The 13053-nt window shown below is 44.1% G+C and carries 15 protein-coding genes and 1 pseudogene; 2 read left to right on the top strand and 14 right to left on the bottom strand.

What is annotated here, in order from left to right; genetic code table 11:
* Positions 1–6: 6 nt before the first annotated feature.
* The 5 genes and pseudogenes from DW835_RS08320 to DW835_RS08300 form a co-directional block, all read right to left on the bottom strand.
* On the bottom strand, positions 7–2097 hold the full coding sequence (locus DW835_RS08320) for a class I SAM-dependent DNA methyltransferase (protein ID WP_118730952.1): 2091 nt from the start codon (positions 2095–2097) through the stop codon (positions 7–9).
* 190 nt (positions 2098–2287) lie between these two features.
* A pseudogene (locus DW835_RS08315) lies at positions 2288–2554 on the bottom strand (hypothetical protein); the annotation flags it as partial.
* Between the two features lie 21 nt (positions 2555–2575).
* Positions 2576–2776: a helix-turn-helix domain-containing protein gene (locus DW835_RS08310; protein WP_118546378.1), complete on the bottom strand. Its 201-nt coding sequence runs from the start codon at positions 2774–2776 to the stop codon at positions 2576–2578.
* A gap of 3 nt (positions 2777–2779) precedes the next feature.
* The gene (locus tag DW835_RS08305; protein WP_118730950.1) at positions 2780–3013 is read right to left on the bottom strand and encodes a hypothetical protein; all 234 of its coding nucleotides are present in this window, start codon (positions 3011–3013) and stop codon (positions 2780–2782) included.
* Entirely contained in the window at positions 2997–3272 is a 276-nt protein-coding gene (locus DW835_RS08300) for a hypothetical protein (RefSeq protein ID WP_118546376.1), read from the bottom strand. The genes DW835_RS08305 and DW835_RS08300 overlap by 17 nt, the downstream gene beginning before the upstream one ends.
* A gap of 297 nt (positions 3273–3569) precedes the next feature.
* Between DW835_RS08300 and DW835_RS18385 the strand changes: the two genes are divergently transcribed.
* Entirely contained in the window at positions 3570–4079 is a 510-nt protein-coding gene (locus tag DW835_RS18385) for a hypothetical protein (protein WP_243037098.1), read from the top strand.
* A gap of 49 nt (positions 4080–4128) precedes the next feature.
* A complete protein-coding gene (locus DW835_RS08290) occupies positions 4129–4401 on the top strand; it encodes a type II toxin-antitoxin system RelB/DinJ family antitoxin (protein WP_118730949.1) in 273 nt (90 codons plus the stop codon).
* 114 nt (positions 4402–4515) lie between these two features.
* Here DW835_RS08290 and DW835_RS08285 read toward each other — a convergent pair whose 3' ends face one another.
* The 9 genes from DW835_RS08285 to DW835_RS08245 form a co-directional block, all read right to left on the bottom strand.
* The gene (locus DW835_RS08285) at positions 4516–5361 is read right to left on the bottom strand and encodes a nucleotidyl transferase AbiEii/AbiGii toxin family protein (RefSeq protein ID WP_118730948.1); all 846 of its coding nucleotides are present in this window, start codon (positions 5359–5361) and stop codon (positions 4516–4518) included.
* Positions 5358–5951 carry an AbiEi antitoxin N-terminal domain-containing protein gene (locus DW835_RS08280; RefSeq protein ID WP_118730947.1) on the bottom strand — a complete coding sequence of 198 codons (594 nt, stop codon included), beginning with the start codon at positions 5949–5951 and terminating at the stop codon, positions 5358–5360. Before DW835_RS08280 ends, DW835_RS08285 begins: the two co-directional genes overlap by 4 nt.
* A 77-nt stretch (positions 5952–6028) precedes the next feature.
* Entirely contained in the window at positions 6029–6274 is a 246-nt protein-coding gene (locus DW835_RS17970) for a hypothetical protein (protein WP_118730946.1), read from the bottom strand.
* A gap of 102 nt (positions 6275–6376) precedes the next feature.
* Positions 6377–7711, bottom strand: a complete 1335-nt coding sequence (gene rlmD, locus DW835_RS08270; protein ID WP_118730945.1) for a 23S rRNA (uracil(1939)-C(5))-methyltransferase RlmD — start codon at positions 7709–7711, stop codon at positions 6377–6379.
* Positions 7712–8854, bottom strand: coding sequence for a glycoside hydrolase family 88 protein (locus DW835_RS08265; RefSeq protein ID WP_347559364.1), 1143 nt, complete (start codon positions 8852–8854; stop codon positions 7712–7714).
* Positions 8855–9005: 151 nt separating this feature from the next.
* Entirely contained in the window at positions 9006–10187 is a 1182-nt protein-coding gene (locus tag DW835_RS08260; RefSeq protein WP_118730944.1) for an ABC transporter permease, read from the bottom strand.
* Complete coding sequence (locus DW835_RS08255; protein ID WP_243037097.1) at positions 10177–11049, bottom strand: ABC transporter ATP-binding protein; 873 nt, start codon at positions 11047–11049, stop codon at positions 10177–10179. The genes DW835_RS08260 and DW835_RS08255 overlap by 11 nt, the downstream gene beginning before the upstream one ends.
* Positions 11050–11067: 18 nt before the next feature.
* Positions 11068–11898 (bottom strand): TraX family protein, encoded by an 831-nt coding sequence (locus DW835_RS08250; protein ID WP_243037096.1) that lies wholly within the window; start codon positions 11896–11898, stop codon positions 11068–11070.
* Positions 11899–12041: 143 nt separating this feature from the next.
* Complete coding sequence (locus DW835_RS08245) at positions 12042–12740, bottom strand: response regulator transcription factor (RefSeq protein WP_118546370.1); 699 nt, start codon at positions 12738–12740, stop codon at positions 12042–12044.
* Positions 12741–13053 lie beyond the last annotated feature (313 nt).

Here is a 13053-nt window from a genome sequence, read left to right as displayed (position 1 = left end):
ACCGCCTTACTCGAACAACTTTGACACACGTTCAGAAACTGAAAGCTCCAGATCCATGAACTTCGCTTCCAGTTCTTCGCTTGGTGTCGGCTGCTGATACTTATAGAAGTAGCGTGTAAACGGAATCTCTGCGCCAGTCTTTATGACTGGTTTCTTTTTGCCCAGATCCTCTTCAAAGAATGCCTTAGCATCCGGGACATGCGGCAGTACTTCTCTCGCCATATAATCGTCGATGCTTTCTTCCCATTTCACCAGTTCTGTATCTTTGGTTTCCTTATCAAAGAGAATATTGCCTTTTTTATCTTTCTGAATTTCAGCATCCTTATCCATGACAGACAAACCATCCGCAATCTTATCAAGCAGCTTCTTATCTGCTGTTGCATTTGCAAGGACCTTTGTCAGCACCGGCATAAATGCTTTTGGTGAATCATAAACCTGCTCTGATATTGCCGCCTGCAGCGCCGCAATAATTGCTTCGTAGAGTGGCTGGTTATTCTGATAAGCTTCCAACTTCTTTAAATCCTTACCGGACAGCTCTTCCATATTCTCCAGCTCATCCACCTTCGCCTGGTCGTAAAGGGAAGAAAGAGAGCCTTTTGACAGCATTGCTTCAATTCTATCTTCTGTAATGGCATAACTTCTCTGAAGAGGCTGCATCACCGTGTACTCGCGGTAGATAAATTCCTCATTTCTATAGATCTTGCAATACTCATTTTCAGCGAAATCTGCATATAGCTTCGTGATCTGCGTACGATTTTCCGATGAAATCTCGTTTTTCTTATTGCCCAGTGCCTTTCTCAATTTTCCATAAAAACCAGACGCATCGATCAGCTGAATCTTACCTTTTCTTTCACGTCTCTTATTCTTAGAAAGTACCCAGATGTATGTAGCGATACCTGTGTTGTAGAAAAGATCCGTAGGTAGTGCAATAATTGCCTCAATCAGATCGTTTTCCAACATCCAACGACGGACCTGGCTTTCACCGGAAGCAGTTCCACCAGAGAACAGTGGACTACCATTTTCAATAATCGCAGCACGGCCAAAATTGTCGTCCATCTTATCTATAGCAGACTGCAAGAACAACATCTGCATATCGCCAGAGCCAGGAAGACCCGCACCCCAGCGACCGTCGAAGCCTTTTGTATATTCATCATTAACTGCCTGTTCCACACCTTCCGCTGCATCTTTACCACCCCATGGTGTACCGAATGGTGGGTTTTCAATGACGAAACGCATCTTGGTTCCCTTGAATCGGTCAGCTTTCATCGTGTCCTGATAGCAAATGTTTTCTGCGTTCTGACCTTTAATCATCATCTCAGCCAAGCAGATCGCATATGATTCCGGATTGATTTCCTGTCCAAACAGGCGCACATCCGCAGACGGATTGTAGCGCTTGATGAAGTTGTAGCTGGTGGAAAGCATACCGCCGGTTCCACACGCCTGATCCAATACTGTGATGACCTTTCCATCATCAAAGATATCATCACAGCCTTCTGCCAGCAGAATATTGACCATCAGCTTGATGATGTCTCTACCGGTATAGTGATCACCCGCCTCCGCATTTTCTGAAAATCTTCTGATCAAATCTTCAAAGATGTATCCCATCTTTACATTATCGATTGTCACCGGATTCAAATCCAATTCCGAGAAAGCCTTCACCACACTGAGCAGACGATTGTTCTTGTCCATTTTGTCAATCTGCTTATCAAAATCCAGGCTCTTAATAATATCCTGAATATTTGCAGAAAAACCCTGAATATAGGATTTGAAGTTCGCTGCAAGATGGTCCGCATCATTTACCAGCTCTGCAAGATCAAACTCACTGGTGTTGTAGAACTGATATCCAGATACACGATACATCGCCTTTGCCGGATATGCCGGATTCGCCTTGAACTGATCTACTACTTTCTGTTTTGTTGGTGCCAATGCACACTCAAATCTACGGATGATAACCATCGGAATGATGACATCCTTGTATTTGTCACTCTGGTAAGTGCCGCGCAGCTTGTTTGCGGTAGACCAGATAAAATTCACCTCTGTAGAAACGTCAACAGGGGAGTCGTCCCACATTGCGTCAATTGTCTGCTTTTCAGCCATTGCTGTATCCTCCGTTCATCGGGATCAGATATCCCTGTCTAAATCTATTTTAATTCTTACCGTGCCCATAATCAGGACTCCACATTCATCATCATTTTGTAATGCTGTTCCTGCTGCATTGCCTCAAAAATCATCTTGAACACTTCTTTTATCTGCTCTGCATCAAATCCCGTCTGCATCAAATGTTGGTCTAAGTGTTTTGCTTTGATTCAGCTGCTACGGACTTCTTTTTATACTCTTCCGCAACCGCACTCTTATCAGCTTGAAGGGCCTCTATCTTTTTTGGCACTTCTATATTTGTTTCGCAAACGGTAAATACACCGGCCAGATTTCCATAGTTGGCGAAATTGGCATCAATAAATTCTGTATTGTATGTAAGCACATCATAGTCTGATGCTGACTTGCCATTTTTCCATTCTATTCCTGTATTATCACGAAGAGATCTGGCTATTGTGGATTTTCCCGCACCTCTTTTCCTTTATTCCGTAATTTTCCCTGTTCTAACCCACTCATCAACTTCGGAAATTTTAAACTTATATCTCTTACCTGCTTTGTAAAAAGGCAGCTTTCCTTCTTTTATCCATGTCCTGACGGTATCCTGGCTGAGACTCAAATGTACTGCTACATCCTCAAGGTTTACCCATTTTTCTACGTTCATTTCTTCGTATTCCTTGCTCATTTTCTACCTCCATTCATTGCTGCCTGCGAGCTGTATTACATAGAGAAAACTTGAATTCCCCCGCAGGCCTAATTCAAATAAAAGCTCATTTAGTTTCTGCTGTGGAATCGAATTCAAAAACTGATAGTATATCTTTATTCCTTTATCTTGAACTTTTATATCGGTGATAATTCCATAGTGAGCATAATGCGCTTCATCGGTTTTCCCATAACTATGGTTTTCAGTGGCTATTGCCAAAAGGGAAATAAGTGCCTCCTTTGTTTTTGCAGCTCTTGTATTCCGACGTATTCCCTTTAATGGTTGTCATCATACTTTCTAGCGGCTCCTGAAAATCAGGAACCAAGACCTTAGATAATCCTATCAATACTTCTGGTTCAGACAGCCCATCCTTTTCTCCCGCGTAATGTTCTCTTACTCCGGCCCGTGGCTTTCTATCCTCAAGCAGTAAGGTGAAAAACGTGCCGCCACAGAGTCTTATATTCTCACTATTTGTCATTGATTGTGCCTCTTTTTCAAAATCACAACTCTACTAACTATGCCAACTATGACACGTTAACTCAAGCAACTATTGGATGTCCTTGTGAGCAAATCACAGGGACTTTTTTATTTTGATGCAGGATTTTCTCTGGTATACAAATCAGACCAAACCCCAATAAACCTTAATAAAGTATATCACAATCCACACTTCTTTTCAATTGCACGCAACGTTTTGTGATGATAGGAAGATAAGAATTTCGTGATAGCCAAATGCCCCTGCGATTGCTCAACAAAACCAATCACAGGAGGAAAATTTATGGCAAATCACAAAAATCTTAGTACACCATTCATCTATCTTCGCTCTACAGGAGAGAATATCTCTGTCACAAAGGAACAGCGTGATGCTTTCTATAAGGAGGCCGACCGCATCCGTCATAAAGAGCAGCACCATCATCGTTGTATGTGTAGCAAAAAACATCTCTGGGAATGCGATGGAGACTGCATCGGATGCAAATATCATGCAGCCGGAGATACGCTTTCACTCGACATTCCTACCCTTGTAGATGCCTGGCGTCAGTCAAACCCACACATCGTACAATTCTGGTGGGCTGTAGATCATGCTGTCACAGAAGCCGTGAAATATAAGCACACGACAACCGGATACGTTCTTACATTTTACTGCCGCAGGGGCATGCTTTTTATCACACTACCTTCCGGCAGAAACCTGGTCTATGTGAAGCCAAAGGCTATGCACAGATCGCTACGCATAAGGATTTCGATGCATTTTAGCAGAGTTTATGTTTCTTTTATGATGACATTGTGTTGACATCATGTGCATATTTGAGCATACTATACTTGAATGGGAGGTGTTCTGTATGGCAACAACTAATTTAAATATTCGTACAGACAAGGCAATCAAGGACCAGGCAGAGGAAATCTTCAATAAACTTGGTCTGAATATGACAACTGCTGTAAATATATTCCTGAGAACCGCTATCCGTGAGCATGGTATTCCTTTTGAATTAAAACTGGAAGTACCGAATGATACGACAGCAGTTGCCATTGAGGAAGGCAGAAAAATGATGAAGGATCCTTCTGCTCCGCGTTATTCCAGTATGGATGCGCTTAAGGCAGCTCTCGACGTATGAAATACGATATTCAGTTTACCAATCAGTTTAAAACGGATTTGAAGCTGCTTCTGATAAATTCCATCAGCACAATCATAGTATTGGATTGATGTTTCAAACTGGCTTGCCTCGAAATTAACTGACTGCAATTTCTTCAATATTATCTACTATTGTTTCCAATACTTCTCCCCACGAAAGATCATCAACAAAATAGTTTACACGATTAAAACGATTCCACATTTCTTCGAGTCCAGAATCATCTTTAATCTTGTCTAAGGTTTCTCTCACTTCCTCCTCGCCAAAAGAAGTTTCACGCTTCATGCAAGTAGCCGCAAATGCCTTTTTCAAAACATCAAAGCTTATCTGATCAGCCTTTGAATTCATAATCTCATATACATCATAAAAATCCCTCATTCTGGTATTCGCAAGTCCTCTTGCCAAAATCGTTTGCATCTTTTCTGCAAGAAGAGTTTCAAGATTATACGACAAAACTGAAATTGATCTGTTTTCAAACATCAGCTTGTATTTATACTCCACTGCACCTGGCGTGATTGCATCATCCGTAGAAATATCGATCTTAAAAGGTTGTCTCATTCGTTCCAGATTAGCTTCTATCATCATCCTAATGCCAGGATAATTAAATTCTTCCATGATTTCTTTTACTAATGTAATCTTAAATTTTACCCCATCTTCAAGCTGAAGCTCACCGATTCTCTCAATGATTGCTCTAGCATTCTTCTCATTAAGAGGTAATGCTTTCACAGTGGTATCGATATCCATTGTAGCTCTCATGTCTACACCAACAATAGAAGCGACAAGCATTCCGCCTTTCAGAATAAAATTATTCCTGTATTCAGAAACAGAAACTCTTTCTAAGAACCTTTCCATAAAATATGTTCTAATTAACGCTTGCGCAACTTCACTATTTCCGCCGGACATGTTTTTTACTTTGTCTTTAAGTTGTTTCGCTGTATGAATCATACCATTACCTCCACATACATCATCACTTCATCCCTTACTCCAAGTTTAACCGCATATTCAATCAATCTTGAAAGATTCTTTTCCTTCGAGGACATATATTCCTTGATTGCTGTCTGATATAACTGAATTTCATATTTCTTTCGATCTTTAATCAAATCACAAATACATCTCTCCTTGTCATATACTTTAACCAAATTACCGCTGCTTGACGGGATTTCACAAGTTCCCATATCAAGAATCTCTGGGTTTGCATAACGAACTTCTTTGTTTTTCTTTTTGATATGTGTTGCATTATACCCGGTAGGAACAGTGAAACAAATATGATTGTATTCTCTGTCGCTAAGACCATGCAAATAAAGGGCGGTCTCGCCCGAATAAATAATATTCTTATTTCGTTGCTGCAGTACAAACAACTCATCTGGCCACACATTATCTAAGATATAAATGCCATGTGCTACTTTTTCCATATCATGCTCTCTGACGTATTTTGAGACAGATGGCTTTGATACACCTGATTCAACAGCCTTCGATGTAATCAAATATCCATTGTCTTTTTCAATTAGCGATTCCAAAATATCTGATGTTGCCATAGCTATCCTCCTTATCCTTGATATTTGCTTTTGTGCTTAAATTATATTGTATTTAAGCGTAAAAGTAAATACAATCCTTAGCTTGCAGAAGTAAAAGATATTTCTTCTTTATTCTGTTTTTGTTCCTCCTGAAAATGTGCATGGTCAACAATTTCCATATAATTTTCTATGAAATTACTTTGTTCATCAGAAAGCTCAGAGCGAAATTTCTCATATATCATTTCAATCCCTACGAATTTTCTTGTATTTAAAACACCAATATTAGCGAAAAAAAATACAAAAGCAGGTGATTTTGTCTTATAGAAATGCTTTATTTTCGCCAAGTACGCAAATAAAAGAAATTCCGTACAAAAATTCCTGATTTCGGAACTTTTTTGTACGGAATTCAATGTTTTTATACTATTTACACCAAACTGACTTTTCAGTTACTTCTTCTGCCGGACCAGCAGGGTGACTGCCTCCAACGAATCGGTGAACGGGAACATGTCCACGCCCACGCCCTTCGACACGCGGTAACCCTTCTTCTTAAAATACTTCAAATCCCTGACCAGTGTCTCGGGATTGCAGGAGACGTAGACGATTCGTTCGGGACCAATCTGGACTACGGAGCTCATGAATTCTTCGGTGCTGCCGCTTCTGGGAGGATCCATCAGGACGACATCTACTTTAGCGCCCTGTGCCGCCATCTCCACCAGGAATTTCCCGGCATCGTTCTGGTAGAACTGGATGTTGCGGATCTGGTTCGCCTTGGCATTGTTGCGGGCATCCCGTACAGCATCGGCATTTAACTCCACACCGATGACCTTGCCGGCCTTATCGCTCGCGATCATACCGATGGTTCCGGTTCCGCAGTAGGCATCCACCACAGTCTCTTTGCCGGTGAGTCCGGCATACTCCAAAGCTTTCCCATAGAGTATCTCGGTCTGTACCGGATTCACCTGATAGAAGGATTTGGGAGAAATACGGAACCTCTTTCCGCACAGTTCATCCTCAATATATCCCTTGCCGTAGATCACATGCTCCTTGTCGCCAAGTACCATGCTGGTATTTCGATTGTTAACATTGATGACCACGGTAGTAATCTCCGGGTGAAGCTTCAGCAGTGCCTTCACAAAATTATTCTTGGAGGGCAGGATCGGGGAAGCCAGCACCAGTACCACCATAATCTGGCCGGTGACATGTCCGGTGCGGATCAGGACATGGCGCAGCAGTCCGTATCCGGTGTCCTCATTGTAAGGGCGGATATGAAAAGATTTCAGCAGCCCTCTTATAGAGACAATGATCTCATCCGCCTTGGCATTCTCGATCAGGCAGCTGTCCACGGGAACGATCCGGTGGCTCTTCTGTTCATAAATGCCGGAGATGGCATCGTGATACCGGTTCTCGCCGAATACCGCATGTACCTTGTTTCGGTAATGCTCCGGATGCTCCATGGGAATCACGCCCTCTATTTTGCAAAAGGGGGCCAGTAGCTCCCCTAATTGCTTTTCTTTCTTTTTTAATTGTTCTGCATACGGCTGATTGATCCAGCTACAGCCACCGCACTTGTCGGCTACCGGGCAGATGCCGCTCTTATTTTTCACGGTCGTCTTTTCCCGTCCCTGTCCTACGGGTGTCTGTTTTTCCTTGTCTGCCATCACTTTAGGGGTTCCCGCCGCATTGATTTTTCCCGTCACTTTGGTCTTCCCCGTCCCATTCGCAGTCCTGGACGCTCTTCTATCATTTCTATTATCGTTCTTCATCATTCCGCCTGACTTCATTTAGTCATCCAGTCTTCTCATTTCTGTGTAAGCCAAAAGCAGCGGTCCCACACCCTTGGCATCGTCTTCCACGATGGGCTCTGACATATAGTATTCGAAGCTGCCGTCACGGCGGCGGTTATCCTCCGGTCCCAGTCCTGCTACGAGGCAGATACCGCCGAGACTTAAATGTCCGTCCTTCTCCTTCAGATAGCGGTCACAGATACCCTGGAATGCCTTTAAACCATAGGCTCTGTAAGACTCCGGTAAAAATCCGAGTCTCACGCCCTTCAGCAGAGAGTAAGCCATGATCGCACTTCCGCTGGTCTCTAAGTAGTTCGGCTCCCTGCCGCCCAGTGCGGGAAGCTGGTACCACATACCGCTCTCATCCTGGAATTTTAACATGGAATCGATCAGATCCACGAATACCTTCTTCAGATTGTCATACTCTGCCTTGTACTCTTCTCCCGGCTCACATTTGCTCAAGGTGTCTAACAATGCCATGGAATACCAGCCCAGTGCTCTCAGCCAGAAATTCTGTGACAGGCCGGTCTCCTTGTCACACCAGAAAGCTTTCTTCGAAGCATCATAACCGTGATAGTATAATCCGGTCTCGGGGTCTCTCATATATTTTACGACATTGGCAAACTGATGGAAAATGTCATCATAGTGCTTCTTGGCATCGAATTTAGTTTCATATTCCATGTAAAAGGGCTGTCCCATATACATACCGTCCAGCCATACCTGATTGGGGTAGATCTTCTTGTGCCAGAAGTTGCCCTCCTCGGTACGGGGCTGCGTCTCCACCTGACTGTAGATCAGGTCGATCGCCTTGCGGTATTTTTCCTTGCCATTTAAGGCATACAATGCGAACAGGGTCTTTCCCGCATTGACATTGTCAATATTATATTCTTGCACGGAATACTTCGTAATCGTACCGTCTTCCTGTACTCTGTGGTCAATAAATGCATCTGCAAATTCGTAATACTTCTTCTCTCCGGTAGCGCTGTAAATCTCCAAAAGTGCCAGGATCATGCAGCCGTCAATATAATTCCAGCCGGCAGCTTTTCCTTCTCTCGCCTTCTCAATGTTCCATGCGGGAACATCCAACGTACTCTTCTCGATCAGTTCATCAATGTATTTCTCAAAAATAGGCAGTTGCATGTATTATTTTCCTCCATTTTCTGTATTCAGAGCATCATTCGCAAAATTGCCCCTGCGGTGCTTTCTTTTTGCTCGAATTTACGTTGCTCCGAATAGTTATCATTGTACACATTTCTCACTTTATAGTCAATAATTATAAAATACTATGCTCTTACCCAAACATCACTTTCTCGCTCTGGAATGCCCTCGTCAGTCCGAATACCAACACTCCCGCCACACACAGATTCACGATCACGGTCAAAAGAATTTCCACCGGCTGATAGCTAAAAGAAAAAATACCGTTCATGCACTGTACGCTGTTATATACCGGAATCAGATACCGGTACAGCGGAATCTCTTTTCCCTGACTGAGCATGGGGCTCAGTCCGATAAAGGTCACCACGATGGTAAAAGGTGAGACTGTCGTAGCTGCTTCTTTCACGCTTTTTGCAAAAGCGGAGGCCAGTGCGATCATGGATACCAGCACCATTACCGTAGACAAAATGATCAGAAGCAGCATTGCAAAATCCATAGGCGTATACACCGAGGAATCTACCCCGGTCAGTTCCCCGCCCATCATTTTCGGCAGTGCCGCAAAGGTTCCGATAAAGCTGGAACAACCTGCCAGAAGTGCAATAATGCTTAAGGAAAATACTTTGCCAAGTGCCAGAGAGCTCCTCTTCATGGGAGTTACAAGCAAGGTCGCTATGGTACCACGCTCCTTCTCCCCGGCGATGGATTCCGGTGCCACGGACATGCATCCACTGTATAAAAACATCATAAGCAGCAGGGGCATCATCATCGAAAACATCTGTCCCGTAGTATCTTTGCTGGTGGCACAATCGTAATACACGGAATCCCCGGCATTGATGTCTAACTTATTGGATATAGATGTCTCATATGCCTCCAAAATGTCCGACACTTCATTGTAAAAATGAGTGGATTCCGTCTCCGCGGAATTGTAATAGATCTCCACGTTGGGCGCCGGTTTCCCACTCTGCACCTGATAGTTTTCCACTGCCTGATCAAAATCCACCGGGAATACTACCAGTCCGTCTGCCTGTTTGTCCTGTATCTCCTGTCGCATCTGTGTCAGCTGCTCTCTGTCAGCAGGCTGCCAGTCTACCTTAAGCTCCCGCAGTTCTTCTCTTAACGACTCCGGCATATCCACCACATAAGCTTTCGCCACGTAAGCTTCTTCCGGAAGTATGGACTTCATCATGGCGCTTCCCAAAAAACTGTACACCACATAGATCATGATTCCAGGGAGCAAAAGTGTCGTGATTACCAGCCTTCTGTCTCCGAAAAATCTTGCCAGTTCTTTTTTCATTACCGTAATCGTATTATTTGTCATGGTTCTCGTCCTCCCCGTTCACCGCTTCATAGATTTCAAAAAAGCGATCCTCCAGGCTCTTATCACCGCAAAGCGTCCGCAGGTCCTCACAGGCTGCCATACGACCGTTAATAATAATTCCCACCCGGTCGCAGATCTTCTCCACCAGACTGAAAATGTGCGTTGATATGATAATGGTCTTCCCCTGCTCCTTCAGGTCCAAAAGAAAATCCGTCACCACCTTCGCCGTCAGAATATCCAACCCGTTGGTGGGTTCATCAAAAATTATGATCTCCGGATCCTGCACCAGTGAGATCACCAGGGATACCTTCTGCTTCATTCCTGTGGACAGATCCCTGACGCGCACCTGTGCAAACTCCTGAATGCCGAACCGTGCAAACAGCATGCGTTTTCTGGCGTCCCGTCTGTCTGTCGGAATACCGTACAATTCAGAGAAAAAGTCATACAGATAATCCGGGGTAAAAAAATCCTCCAGCTTCAGTTCACTGGTCAGAAAGCCGATCTTACGCCGTACCTCCTCCGGCTGTGTCACAATGCTGCTGCCGGATAACACCGCATCCCCGCTGTCCGGTCGGATCAGCGTTGCCAGCATCCGAAGAGTTGTGGTCTTACCGGCACCGTTGGGTCCCAAAAGTCCAAACACTTCCCCTCTGTTTACGCAAAAGCTCACTTGATTCACGGCAGTCTTCGTCTTCGCCGTGCTATGCTCCAGTTTCTGCTGTTTTGCCGACAGATGAAATGTCTTGCTGATCTCCTGTACCCGGATCAATTCTTCGCTGTCCCCTATCTTCCATTTTTTCTCTTCCATATACGCCATATCCTCCATGTCACTGTCTTCCCCGTCTTCCACTTTACTATCCACAGAGCATCCTGCTGTTCGTCAGATTGCAGGAATTCCCGCAATTCCCATTGCCACACATACCAGCCATAAGAGCAGAAGATGCGCAGGATAGAAAAAGTAAAAGAAATATTTATTCTGCCGCCCTCTCGTTCCGTTGTAGAACCAGATCAGAATAAAGGAAAGTGCTGCAAACATCTCCAGGCTGTCCATCAATAAAAAAATGATGACACCGGCCCACATCTGTGCTTTCTTCCGGTTACGGAACAGATAAAGTACAGTGATTGCCAAAATCCCCTTAAAATCATAATCCGTCTTAAGAACCAATGCCAGTACACATCCTGTCAGAATAATAACGGCATTCAGTCCCACGCGCAGAATCGTTTTTCCAACCGTTGTACCCGCAAAATGCTGTTCCACCAGATGAAGTCCCGCGATCACCAGCAGCCCCAATAACAATGTAAAAAATACATTCTGATATGCCGGATACCATGCCTTGCCGCTGAATGCCAGATCAAAGAGTACCTCCGAAATCAGTGCAAATAAAAACATCCTGCCCAGATACTTTTTCACATTGTGAGTCTTTTGGAATCCCTCTACCAGTAAAAAACAGTAAATCGGAAATGCAAGTCTGCCGATGATACGCATTGCCATGTAGATGCCGTACATTCCACCGTTCTGCCCCATCCAGGCAGTATAGGCCTCCTGATTCACCATAGCTTCATACAGCCCGTTTCGGATCAGCATCCTGGTCATAATCACCGCCCCGATGTGATCGATCAACATAGTCACTACCGCGATATTTTTCAGCACTGCACTGTTGATTCCTCGTTTCCCCTGTATTTTCCCTTCCTGCATTACTTCTGTCTGCATCCTTATGCTCCATCCTTGTTTCGCTTGTATTATTTAATTAGTACAATAATGCATTTGTATTGCTTTGTCAAGCATCTCGCCGATCAAGCTTTGACAAAAATGTCCCCTGCTGACGCAGAGGACACACTTATTAACAATCTTTTTCATCCTACCTTATATCCGGTTCCCCATACCACTTTCAGGTATCTGGGTTCCTTGGGATTGCTCTCGATCTTCTCACGGATGTGGCGGATATGCACCGCAATGGTATTGTCCGCACCGATAGCCTGCATATGCCAGATAGACTCATAGATCTGGCTGATGGATAATACCTTTCCCCGCTCTTGCACCAGCAGGCGTAAGATCTTATATTCAATGGGTGTCATCTTCACTTCACGACCGTCTACCGTTACCGTACGGTTCCGGTCATTGATCTCCAGCCCATCCACGCGATAAATACTATCAATACTTTCACACAGATTGACCAGCTGTGTATACCGGCGAAGCTGTGATTTCACTCTGGCTAACAGTTCCAACGGATTATACCCCACCGTCACATAATCATCTGCACCGGCATTCAGCGCCATGATCTTGGCAGTCTCCGCATCCTGTGCGGAAATGATAATAACGGGGATCGTAGTCATATTACGGATGTCATGGATCATCTCAATGCCTTCTCCCCAGCCTCTGCCATCCAGTTCTACATCCAGCAGCAGAAGCTGGATCTCCTGTGCCCGCAGTAATTCTTGTAACTGTGCTCTCCCCGTCACTGCCACCATTTTTAAGCCTTCTCCTGCGAGAAGGGAACTCATTGTCTCTACTACACCTGTATTATTATTGTATACTGCAACCCTTTTTTCCATGGTCCACACCTTACACCTTTCGTATGGGATAAAGCCCCTCTGCCTTATCCACGTTTATCGTATCCTGTCAATGCATATTTTCTGCAACATAATTATTAAAATTCTATAAACATTTCGTTTTGCTCTTATCCATTCATAAAAGCGTCTGCTTCGCAGCCGACGCCGCTACCGCGGCTCATCTTTTATTTCATGAATAAGACGCTTCGCTCATGGAATCGTAAATACACTGCTTTGCGTGCAAGCACTCACGCAGCTTATTTACGATTTCATGGCAAAACGAAACCCTACAACTACATAGACGCAATTGTAGGGC

It is taken from the genome of Clostridium sp. AM34-9AC (genome assembly GCF_003480225.1).
In the GTDB taxonomy this organism is placed as follows: Bacteria; Bacillota; Clostridia; order Lachnospirales; family Lachnospiraceae; genus Acetatifactor; species Acetatifactor acetigignens.
This window is presented reverse-complemented; position numbering and strand designations above follow the sequence as displayed.

What these genes read in the sequence shown, in the direction of transcription:
- DW835_RS08320 (WP_118730952.1), bottom strand. Translation starts at nt 2,097, where the DNA reads ATGGCTGAAAAGCAGACAATTGACGCAATGTGGGACGACTCCCCTGTT.
- DW835_RS08250 (WP_243037096.1), bottom strand. Translation starts at nt 11,898, where the DNA reads ATGCAGACAGAAGTAATGCAGGAAGGGAAAATACAGGGGAAACGAGGA.
- DW835_RS18385 (WP_243037098.1), top strand. Translation starts at nt 3,570, where the DNA reads ATGGCAAATCACAAAAATCTTAGTACACCATTCATCTATCTTCGCTCT.
- DW835_RS08245 (WP_118546370.1), bottom strand. Translation starts at nt 12,740, where the DNA reads ATGGAAAAAAGGGTTGCAGTATACAATAATAATACAGGTGTAGTAGAG.
- DW835_RS08265 (WP_347559364.1), bottom strand. Translation starts at nt 8,854, where the DNA reads ATGCAACTGCCTATTTTTGAGAAATACATTGATGAACTGATCGAGAAG.
- DW835_RS08285 (WP_118730948.1), bottom strand. Translation starts at nt 5,361, where the DNA reads ATGATTCATACAGCGAAACAACTTAAAGACAAAGTAAAAAACATGTCC.
- DW835_RS08290 (WP_118730949.1), top strand. Translation starts at nt 4,129, where the DNA reads ATGGCAACAACTAATTTAAATATTCGTACAGACAAGGCAATCAAGGAC.
- rlmD (WP_118730945.1), bottom strand. Translation starts at nt 7,711, where the DNA reads ATGAAGTCAGGCGGAATGATGAAGAACGATAATAGAAATGATAGAAGA.
- DW835_RS08310 (WP_118546378.1), bottom strand. Translation starts at nt 2,776, where the DNA reads ATGAGCAAGGAATACGAAGAAATGAACGTAGAAAAATGGGTAAACCTT.
- DW835_RS08260 (WP_118730944.1), bottom strand. Translation starts at nt 10,187, where the DNA reads ATGACAAATAATACGATTACGGTAATGAAAAAAGAACTGGCAAGATTT.
- DW835_RS08300 (WP_118546376.1), bottom strand. Translation starts at nt 3,272, where the DNA reads ATGACAAATAGTGAGAATATAAGACTCTGTGGCGGCACGTTTTTCACC.
- DW835_RS08280 (WP_118730947.1), bottom strand. Translation starts at nt 5,951, where the DNA reads ATGGCAACATCAGATATTTTGGAATCGCTAATTGAAAAAGACAATGGA.